The organism is Enterococcus sp. 2201sp1_2201st1_C11_2201SCRN_220225, assembly GCF_040925905.1.
In the GTDB taxonomy this organism is placed as follows: domain Bacteria; phylum Bacillota; class Bacilli; order Lactobacillales; family Enterococcaceae; genus Enterococcus_C; species Enterococcus_C asini_A.
The window spans coordinates 52,587-62,209 of sequence record NZ_JBCOJC010000011.1 but is presented as its reverse complement, the minus strand read 5'-3'; the positions used below and the strand labels follow the sequence as shown (position 1 = coordinate 62,209).

Sequence of the window (9,623 nt, the reverse complement as noted above, 5' to 3'; positions counted from 1 at the left end):
ACCAAACTCAGCCCCACTAACGCATCCTCTTCTTCTGCTTGATCTGGGTCCAAGACACAGGTTCCGTCGGGTAATATCGCTACCCCCACGCTGGCTACATTTTCCCGAATCGGGTCGTAAGAGAGTTGATTTTGAGCCAAGAGCTGATTTACCGCTAGACGCAAAGCCATAAAAGCTCCCGTGAGACTGGTGCTTTGGGCGGCCCCATCGGCTTGCAACACATCACAGTCAATTAAGATTTCACGCTCACCTAATAAAGTCAAATCACAGACCCCTCGCAATGCTTTGGCAATCCTGTTGGCTGTCGGTTCATTAGCGAAACTGGTTCGACCTTGGCGCAGGTTTGTTGCTCGTGGTAATTGGTTATACTCCACAGAAATCCAACCTTGCCCTTGGCCTGCAAATTCAGGACTTAGCCCTTGCACTGTGGCGTTACAAATCACTTCCGTATCCCCAAAAGAGATACTTACCGAGCCTTCTGGATATTTAAAAACATTGGTACGAATTTGCGTTTGGCGCAATTCTCGGGGAGTGCGCCCATCGTGTCGAATCATCCATTAACCTCCTATGCCTAGTTCAATGTGTTCAGAATGCAGGGAAAACCCGAGCCATTCCTTAGCAATATCATCAAATAATTTGGTGGAACCAGTGGTGTAAAAGCGGCACTTGCCCTTAGCAGTAGGATCTGGGTTGGCAATGTTGAAATAATCCAGTAAAACACTGACTTCTCCTACTGTTTCCGCTCCAGAATCAATTAAAGTCACCTTATCTCCCATATAACTTTGAATCAATGGCCGCAACAAAGGATAATGAGTACAACCTAAAATCAAAGTGTCCACTTTATTGCGACGCATGGGTTGCAAGGTTTCTGCCACCACTTTTTTAGCAATGGGTGAGCGGGTCTCATTACTTTCCACCAAGGGTACAAATTTAGGACAAGCCAAGCCAAAAATTTCTGTATCCGCAGTCTTACTTAAAATCGCTTGTCGATAAGAATGGCTCTTGATTGTTCCTTGAGTGCCAATTACCCCGATACGGCGCGTTTTTGTAGTCTTTACCGCCGCCCGACTGCCGGGTAAAATCACGCCGACGACAGGAATCGGCAATCTTTCTCTGATGATATCCAAAGCCACTGCCGTTGCGGTATTACACGCAATCACCAAGAGCTTAATCTGTTGTTTCATTAAAAAATCCGCCATTTCCATGGTGAATTGAACCACTTGTTCTGCCGGCCGCGGCCCATATGGACAACGAGCAGTATCCCCTAAATAAACGAGAGCTTCATTGGGCAGTTGCCGCAATGCTTCTTTTAAAACCGTTAACCCCCCCACACCGGAGTCGATTAAGCCGATTGCACCTTTGTTTCCCATGAAAATACTTCCTATCTCTTTTCTAGTAAGAACTATTGTAACATACTTGTCTATTTTCCCTTTTTTTAAGTGAGAATTCAAGTGCCAGTGCTTTGTTCAGATAAAAAACAGCCACCAAAAAGCTGGCTTTGCCGCTTCTTGGTGGTTTTATCAATTATTCATTCAATAACAGCATGAAAAAATTAAGATTCACTCTAAAATAATGCCAACTGTTCTGGTCCTTCCTCTTGAGGAAATTCCTGCAAATATTGGAAGACTTCTCGATTGTGATGTAAGATGCCATACTCCTCACAAAGTTGATGATACAAAGTCATCAACTGGCTATTTTCAGGGCTGATACACTCATAACGATTGCCAAATTCTTTTATATAGCGTTCTTTAACTCCCGATTGCCTTCTCGCAAAGTTACCCCAAAACCAAAATTCACAATCCCTTTCACCCTCGCCTCGTGACAAATAGCTAAGAGTGCTACGACATTTTCTTTAGTATCCGTTAAAAATGGCAATAGTGGCCCTAGCCAAACTACTGTAGGAATCCCCCGCTTTTGACATTCTTGTAAAATCCGAATCCGTTTTGAAGTCACGGAAACCCGAGGCTCGATTTTTGCAGCCATGAAGTCATCACTGGTGGTCAACGTTACTTGTACCACGGCTTTCGTCTTTTCGTTAATGCGCTGAATCAGATCCAAATCCTGTAAAATTCGGTCAGATTTTGTCAGTAAGGTGATACCAAAACCGAGTTCTTCCACTAATTCTAGCGCTTGGCGGGTTAATCCTAGTTTTTCTTCCAGATGTAGGTAAGGATCCGTCATGGAACCAGTGGAGATTATGCAAGGGCGGCGTTTTTTCTGCAACTGACTCCGTAAAATTTCAATGGCATCTTCTTTTACTTCAATATCTTCAAAAGCGTGATTCATTTGGTAACAAGCACTGCGACTATCACAATAAATGCAGCCATGGGTACAGCCTCGATACAAATTCAAACCATTTTTAGGCGACAAAATCGTCTTATAGCGTTTGTAGTGCATGGCAGCTCCTCTCCTTCGAAAAGCGAATGTACGTTCTCTTTTTTTAGCATAGCAGAGGCACAGCGCTTTGGCAATGAGTTTAGCAAAATAAAAGACCCTTTTCTTGCTTAAATTGCCTTTTGCAGTTTATACTTATTAAAAGTAAGAAAAAGAAGGTGACATTATGTCAATCAACGCATTTCATCATATTTCTCTTTTAACCAAAAATCGCCAGGAAAATCTGCGTTTTTATACGGAAATCTTAGGCTTGCGTTTTGTTAAAAACACCGTGAATCAAGAAAATCATCGCATGCTTCATTACTACTATGGAGATTACCAAGGCAGTCCAGGCAGTGTGGTGACGTTTTTTATTCTCCCACATTTAGGCAATCGATACGACCATCAAAATTTCATCGCCACCATTGGTTTGAAACTTCCTAAAAATAGTTTGGACTATTGGAAAACCCGCTTGACTCACTATCAAATTGACTTTCAAGAGACGGAAAATCAGTTGCGCTTTCAAGATCGAGACGACGTAAGCGTGATTTTAACGGAGACTGGTTTGCCATCTCTTCCTTTAGAAAAACAAGTTAAAAATGAAATTCCCGGAGACAAACAAATCCTCGGCTTGAATTCTAGTGAAATTCACGTGGCGAACCCCACTGCTACTAGCGAATTTTTTGAGAAGTTTCTCGGTTGGCAAACAAGCAAGCAGCGCATTTGGTTAAATGAAACAGATTTTCTCGATATTCTCCCCACCAACTCCACAAAGGCTAGTCGCATGGGTCGTGGCAGTGCCGATCATCTCGCCTTTGCGGTGAAAGATGAGACAGAACTTGACCAACTCTATGAACGAGCCCAAAAACAAGGTTGGCAAATTGAAAAAATGATTTCTCGAGGCTATTTTAAGAGTCTTTACATCCGCGAACCTGGGGGCAATCGGATGGAATTTGCTACGATGGGACCTGGTTTTACCATTGATGAACCCTTAGAAACCTTAGGAGAAAGCTTTGCCTTACCCCCATTTTTAGCAGACCAACGAGCAGAGATTGAAGCGCACCTTTACCCAGACTATCGTAAGGCATAAAACGCAAAAAAGACCGGCTCCCACCGGTCTTTTTTCAACTCAATAATTATACTGCCGGGTTTCCAAATACTTGGAGAACAAGGACAGTGCGTAACAAACCACAAAGTACAACACCGTCATGGCTACGAACATGGGAATAATCGCACTTTCGTTTTGGCCGTAGATGATTTTGGCATTGTGGGTTAGTTCCGGCAAGCTGATGATTACTGCCAGTGAAGTATCCTTAATCAAAGAGATCAGCTGGCTTACCAAAGCAGGAATCATGGATTTAAAAGCTTGGGGAATCACAATGGAAAGCATGGTTTCTGTATATGTCAGCCCGGTGGAGAGCCCCGCTTCCATTTGCCCTTTTGGCACAGCGTTTAAGCCGGCTCGGAAAATTTCAGATAACATGGCAGATTCGAAAATCGTCAAAGCGGCCACCGCTGCCCAGAAAATGGAAAACTTAATCCCAATCTGAGGCAAGGCAAAGTAGGTAAAGAAGATAATCAAAAGCAGTGGCAAGTTGCGGATGATGTCCACTACCAGTCCGATAATCCGGGAGAGCACCTTGATATTGGCAAAGCGCAACACGCCTAACAGACCACCAATTACAAAACTTAATACAATGGATACTACGGAAACTTGAATGGTTACCATCAATCCATCCATTAGAAAACTTAGGTTAACATAAGAAAATGCGTCAATAAAATTTTGCATCTAGGCTCCTCCTTTCTATCCGGTCACCGACCAACGTTTTTCTAGGTGATTCATCAAATACGACAATGGCAATGTCAACACAAGGTAGAACAAAGCCGCAATAATGTAAGTGTTAAAAGTTTCAAACGTAGTATTGGCTACAGAATCGGCTTGATACATTAAATCTAACCCAGCAACCATAGCTAAAACCGAAGAATTCTTCACTAAGTTGATAAACTGATTGCCTAGTGGGGGAATCACGATTTTAAAAGCTTGGGGCAAGATGATAGAGCCCATGGTTTGCCAGTAGGTTAGTCCTGATGACAGCCCCGCCTCCATTTGGCCTTTCGGTACCGTTTGAATCCCGGAACGGACAGTTTCTGCGATAAAAGCAGAAGTATAAATGATTAAGGCAATGGTTCCGGCTTGGAAGCCATCTAAGGCAAACCAGTACATTGGCACTACCACCACGAAAAACATGGCGATAATCAATAAGGGAATGTTACGGAAAAATTCCACATAGGCCTTGGCTAGCCCCCGCACCACGCGGTTTTGAGACAGTTGTAAAATGGCCATCAATGTCCCGATAATCAAACTAAAGACCAAGGCGATGATGCTCGAATAAATGGTGATTTTAAAGCCATCAAGAAACAGGCTATGATAGTCTTGAAATAATTGGATCATCAAATTTCTCCTTTCTTAAAATGAGAATAAGGCCTCATTTTTATTCCTTGTAAAAGAGGCGTGTTACCACCTCGCAATTTTTCTGCTTAAAGCTAGTCTGCCACCCGACCATCGTCGGATTCTGGGAACCATTTTTCGTAAATCTTGTCATAAGTTCCGTCGGCGTGCATTTCTGCTAAGGCTTCGTTTACTTTGTTTAAGAAATTGTCTTGGCCTTTGTTAATGGCAATGCCGTAGGGTTCTTTCGTGAAAGATTTGCCTGCTAGAACGTAATCAGGATTTTGAGAAGCCATCCCCAAAAGAATTGCATTGTCTGTAGTCATGGCATCCCCTTGGCCGGATTGCAAGGCAGTGAAACATTCGGCATAGTTTTCCCACTCCAAAATTTTCGCTTCTGGGGCTAATTTTTTGATATTATCCACAGAAGTCGAGCCTTTTACCGCTAACACCGTGGAATTGGCGTCTAAGTCTTCAATGCCTTTAATACCGCTGTCTTTGTGAACCAGTAATGACTGTCCTGCATCAAAGTAAACATCGGAGAAATTCACCTGTTGCAGGCGTTCTTCGGTGATCGTCATCGTGGCGATAATGGCATCGATATTGCCGTTTTTCAATAAGGGAATCCGGGTTTTTGAGGTTACTTCCACAAAGACCGCACTTCCTTGAGGGCCGAGGATTTTTTCGGTAATGGCCCGGGCAATGTCGATATCAAAGCCTTTGACCTCGCCATTTGCCACATCCATCATGCCAAAGAGGCGAGTATCGTATTTTACGCCCCAAGTGATCTGCTGGGTCTTTTCGCTGGTTTCAGCAATATCCTGATCCGCTACACTTTTCCCACAAGCAGCTAAAGAAAACAAACTAAAACTCAATGCCAAAAAGGCAAGTATTTTTTTCATTGGTTGACCTCCTTTGATTTTTCAACTTTTTTATAAGAAGGCTTAATGGTTGATTACCTTACTGATAAATTGTTTCGCCCGATCGGATTGAGGGTTTTCAAAGAACTCTTCTGGGTTGCGGCTTTCTTCCACGACTTCCCCGTCAGCCATAAAGATTACCCGGTCGGCCACTTCTCTAGCAAAGCCCATTTCGTGGGTCACCACGATCATGGTCATGCCGTCTCGGGCGATTTTTTTCATTACTTCCAAGACGTCGCCAATCATTTCAGGGTCTAGTGCCGAAGTCGGTTCATCAAATAATAAAACTTCTGGCTTCATAGCTAAACCTCGGGCAATGGCAACCCGTTGTTGTTGACCGCCAGATAAAGTGGTGGGATAAACATCTTTTTTATCTAGCATCCCTACTCGGTCTAAGAGTTTTTCTGCGGTTTTTGTCGCTTCTTCGTCTGATTCCCCTAGCACTTTTTTCGGTGCCAAAGTGATATTGTCCAAGACCGTTTTGTTCGGATAAAGGTTGAAATGTTGGAAGACCATCCCGATATTTTTGCGGATTTCCGTAAGCTTGGTACTCTTATCGTGAATATCCTTACCGTTAATCAATAATTGCCCACTACTGATGTCTTCTAAGGCATTGATGCACCGGAGCATGGTACTTTTCCCGGAACCAGAAGGCCCGATAACCACCACCACTTCTCCTTTTTCAAACTGCAAATTGATTCCCTTCAAAGCATGGAATCGACCGTAGAATTTCTCCACGTTTTGGAATTCGATCATTGACATGGATTCAGCTCCCTTTATGAATTTTTTTGTTGTGTATTAGAGTTATTATACCGAGTTTTTTTTGCGTCTGTAAAGAAATTCTTCCCAAAATGGTGAATTTTCTTGAAATTTCCTACTATTATAAAAGTGACATTCTGTGTAAGCTTTTCAAAAATCGTCAGCGTTACCAAGGAAAACCCGCTGCCAATGAAAATGATTTGCTAAAATTATTTTAATCCAGTTCGCTTCTTTTCAAGAGTTGTTTAAATCTACAAAAACAGGTACACTGAAACAGACAAAAACTTTAGTGAAATAGGTGAAAAACGTGAGCAACATTATTTTAACTGGGGATCGCCCCACGGGACAATTGCATTTAGGACATTACGTTGGGTCATTGCGCACCCGGGTGGCCATGCAAGAAGATCCGGCAAACAAACTTTTCGTCATGGTGGCGGATATGCAAGCCTTAACGGACAATGCCAAAAATCCGGCAAAAGTTTCTGAAAACGTCCTGCAAGTGGCACTGGATTACTTAGCCATTGGTTTAGATCCCGCCAAAACCACCATCTTTATCCAATCCATGATTCCTCAATTGGCGGAATTAACCATGTATTACTTAAATCTGGTTTCTGTGGCCCGAGTGCAACGAAACCCTACTGTAAAATCAGAAATCCAACAAAAAAGCTTTGGGGAAGGGGTTCCAGCTGGCTTCTTTATCTACCCTGTCTCACAAGCCGCCGACATCACCGCGTTTAAAGCCAATTTGGTGCCAGTAGGCGATGACCAAAAACCCATGTTGGAACAAGCCCAAGAAATCGTTCATTCCTTTAACAATACCTACAGTGAAGTCTTAGTTTCACCAAAAGCTGTCTTGCCTCCTAAAGGGGAAGGTCGCTTGCCGGGTATCGACGGCAACGGCAAAATGAGTAAATCCCTAGGTAACGGCATTTATTTAGCAGACTCTGCCGACGTGCTAGCGAAAAAAGTCATGAGCATGTACACCGATCCCAACCACATCCACGTAGAAGATCCTGGTCAAGTGGAAGGCAATATGGTCTTCACTTATTTGGATGTCTTTGGACAAGACAAAGCCCATATTGAAGAATTAAAGAACCAATATCGCGCGGGCGGTCTTGGGGATGTGAAGATTAAACGCTATTTAATCGAGGTCTTAGAAGCAGAATTTGGACCGATTCGCGCCCGTCGAGAAGAATTTGCCAAAGATCCAGGAGCGGTCATGGAAATGTTGAAACAAGGCAGTCTCAATGCGGAAAAAATCGCCGCCCAAACTTTAGCTGAGGTTAAAGGAGCCATGGGCATTCAGTATTTTGGGTAAAACTAAGAAAGGCTAAATGCCAGACATAATACCTTCGTCTAAGAAAAAACGTTTCAACCGTGGTGTGAAAGCCACAGTTGAAACGTTTTTTTATTTATGAATTTTCCCTGACGCCTGTAAATACGTAGCAATCTCGATTTTTAGCTCAGTAAACTCTTGTTTGCTCGTGGTGATTTTTAGCATCAAATCGACTGCTTCTTTTTGGATAAAATGATTCCCTTGTGACTCCATTCAGCCTTGTTGTGACTTAATCAATCACCAACAAGCGCGATTCCAAGCCGGTTTCTTGATCTTCAATGTAGATTTCTTGTTGCTTTAAGACACCACCGGAAGCTTTTTGGTGACCACCGCCATTAAAGAAACGTTTGGCGATGACCGACAAATCCACGTCATCTTTCACGGCCCGCAGTGACACCCCGCGACCAACCAGCACCAGACTAAAGTCCACCACTTCTTCGGTTTCCGGATCAATTAATTGAGCCATGGCATTGCCTAATGAAGACTGGTATTGCTCTCCGTGGACATAGGCAAAGCGATATTGATCCAGCTTACCAAAACGAGCGTGCTTCAATTTTTTGGTGATGTATTCTGCTTCTTTTTCTCCCATGGCAGTGATGATGTCCGCGTATTGATCCAAGTATGCTAAACCTTGGACCATCACTTGCTGCATCAAATCACAGCGTTTTTCAAAGTTAAAAAAGTAAAAGAGATTGTTGAAATCCTTGGCAACTTCTTTGTAGGCGGCCTCAGGATTACTTTGCCAATCCCAGCAATCATAACAGCGAATAATGTCCGCCACGTGGGCCAGTTTGCCCCATTTTGCATCCTCAAATAGTTCAGTAGGCATCTTGCCCACCAATTCTTTCATCACCACACTGGTGGCAGAATGCTTCAAGCCGGTGTTTTGATCGGCGACTGTAATCTTGCTATGCCCAGGGAAAATTGCATTCATCGCCACAGAAGAAATGTGGTGGTCAAAAATCGTCCATTGAATGTTTTTCTCTTCACAATAGCTAGCAAGTTTTGCGATCACCGCTTCAGAAGGACAGATGTCTGTAATAAAGATATGGGTCACCGGCTCTTCATTGGTCGCTAAAAACTGCAACACATTCGGATCGATAGTGCCATCATTACCTGGTTCACAATAAGTTACCGGTAAAAATTCCGCTTCTTGAAATTCTCCGCCGTCTAAATTTTTCAAAACCTCTGCCAATAACATCGCTGAACCCACGCCGTCTAAATCCGTGTGAGAAAAACGTTTAATAACTAGATTGCTCATAAATTTGTATTCGCTCCTTTTATAGCGACTTTTCAAACAGTCGCAAACAAATCTATTTTACTCTGGAACAAGTGAAGGCGCAACTCTAATGAGAAAGGCGAAAGGACTAGCTCCGGCCAAACCTAGTTAAGCTGGGCAATACTCAATGTGTACTCATGAACATTTTGTAATCTCTCCGTCTATGAAAAAACACGCCCTTATAAGACGTGTTCTCCCTAGAACTAGCATTTTTTAAGGCGTTATTTTACCCCCGCATTTGCCGAATCCCTTCTTCTAAAATTTCCATTTGTTTCAATGTTTCTTCGTCTTTCACAATTTTCGGGGCGCCGTTTACGATACTTTCATAGATGCCCTCATAAATCCGGCTGTAATCCCCCACTTCAGAAATCACTTTTTCTTCGTGGTAAACCCCATTTTCATCCATATAGGTCAACGTGCCGTATTGTTCTGGGGTATCGATGCCAAAGTCAGCGTGATTGGGCATGTAAAAATGCTTCAAATCGTATTCTTGGCGATCTTTATCTG

At 43.1% G+C, this 9,623-nt stretch carries 12 protein-coding genes; 2 read left to right on the top strand and 10 right to left on the bottom strand.

All coding sequences use genetic code 11. The annotated features are described in order from the left end of the window. The 3 genes from rph to AB5754_RS04810 form a co-directional block, all read right to left on the bottom strand. A partial coding sequence (gene rph / locus AB5754_RS04820; RefSeq protein WP_368259491.1) for a ribonuclease PH occupies positions 1 to 554 on the bottom strand: 554 nt, incomplete at its 3' end. Between the two features lie 3 nt (positions 555 to 557). Continuing rightward, positions 558 to 1,370, bottom strand: coding sequence for a glutamate racemase (gene racE / locus AB5754_RS04815; RefSeq protein ID WP_368252175.1), 813 nt, complete (start codon positions 1,368 to 1,370; stop codon positions 558 to 560). A 364-nt stretch (positions 1,371 to 1,734) separates the two neighbouring features. Beyond that, positions 1,735 to 2,397: a radical SAM protein gene (locus AB5754_RS04810; RefSeq protein ID WP_368252174.1), complete on the bottom strand. Its 663-nt coding sequence runs from the start codon at positions 2,395 to 2,397 to the stop codon at positions 1,735 to 1,737. Positions 2,398 to 2,566: 169 nt separating this feature from the next. On the opposite strand from AB5754_RS04810, the gene AB5754_RS04805 reads away from it, so the two are divergent. Further along, positions 2,567 to 3,463, top strand: coding sequence for a VOC family protein (locus AB5754_RS04805; RefSeq protein ID WP_368252188.1), 897 nt, complete (start codon positions 2,567 to 2,569; stop codon positions 3,461 to 3,463). Positions 3,464 to 3,502: 39 nt separating this feature from the next. Here AB5754_RS04805 and AB5754_RS04800 read toward each other — a convergent pair whose 3' ends face one another. The 4 genes from AB5754_RS04800 to AB5754_RS04785 form a co-directional block, all read right to left on the bottom strand. Further along, on the bottom strand, positions 3,503 to 4,162 hold the full coding sequence (locus AB5754_RS04800; RefSeq protein ID WP_311834446.1) for an amino acid ABC transporter permease: 660 nt from the start codon (positions 4,160 to 4,162) through the stop codon (positions 3,503 to 3,505). Between the two features lie 15 nt (positions 4,163 to 4,177). Next, the gene (locus AB5754_RS04795) at positions 4,178 to 4,825 is read right to left on the bottom strand and encodes an amino acid ABC transporter permease (RefSeq protein ID WP_311834445.1); all 648 of its coding nucleotides are present in this window, start codon (positions 4,823 to 4,825) and stop codon (positions 4,178 to 4,180) included. Between the two features lie 92 nt (positions 4,826 to 4,917). Further along, positions 4,918 to 5,724, bottom strand: a complete 807-nt coding sequence (locus AB5754_RS04790; protein ID WP_368252173.1) for a transporter substrate-binding domain-containing protein — start codon at positions 5,722 to 5,724, stop codon at positions 4,918 to 4,920. Positions 5,725 to 5,766: 42 nt separating this feature from the next. Continuing rightward, positions 5,767 to 6,504, bottom strand: a complete 738-nt coding sequence (locus AB5754_RS04785; protein ID WP_311834443.1) for an amino acid ABC transporter ATP-binding protein — start codon at positions 6,502 to 6,504, stop codon at positions 5,767 to 5,769. A 304-nt stretch (positions 6,505 to 6,808) separates the two neighbouring features. Here AB5754_RS04785 and trpS point away from each other — a divergent pair, with 304 nt between their 5' ends. Beyond that, complete coding sequence (gene trpS, locus AB5754_RS04780; RefSeq protein ID WP_311834442.1) at positions 6,809 to 7,819, top strand: tryptophan--tRNA ligase; 1,011 nt, start codon at positions 6,809 to 6,811, stop codon at positions 7,817 to 7,819. A gap of 90 nt (positions 7,820 to 7,909) precedes the next feature. Here trpS and AB5754_RS04775 read toward each other — a convergent pair whose 3' ends face one another. The 3 genes from AB5754_RS04775 to AB5754_RS04765 all read right to left on the bottom strand — a co-directional run. Beyond that, positions 7,910 to 8,050, bottom strand: coding sequence for a hypothetical protein (locus AB5754_RS04775; RefSeq protein ID WP_368259490.1), 141 nt, complete (start codon positions 8,048 to 8,050; stop codon positions 7,910 to 7,912). A 16-nt stretch (positions 8,051 to 8,066) separates the two neighbouring features. Beyond that, entirely contained in the window at positions 8,067 to 9,098 is a 1,032-nt protein-coding gene (locus AB5754_RS04770) for a DHH family phosphoesterase (RefSeq protein ID WP_368252491.1), read from the bottom strand. A 244-nt stretch (positions 9,099 to 9,342) separates the two neighbouring features. Further along, a partial coding sequence (locus AB5754_RS04765; RefSeq protein ID WP_368259489.1) for a Gfo/Idh/MocA family oxidoreductase occupies positions 9,343 to 9,623 on the bottom strand: 281 nt, incomplete at its 5' end.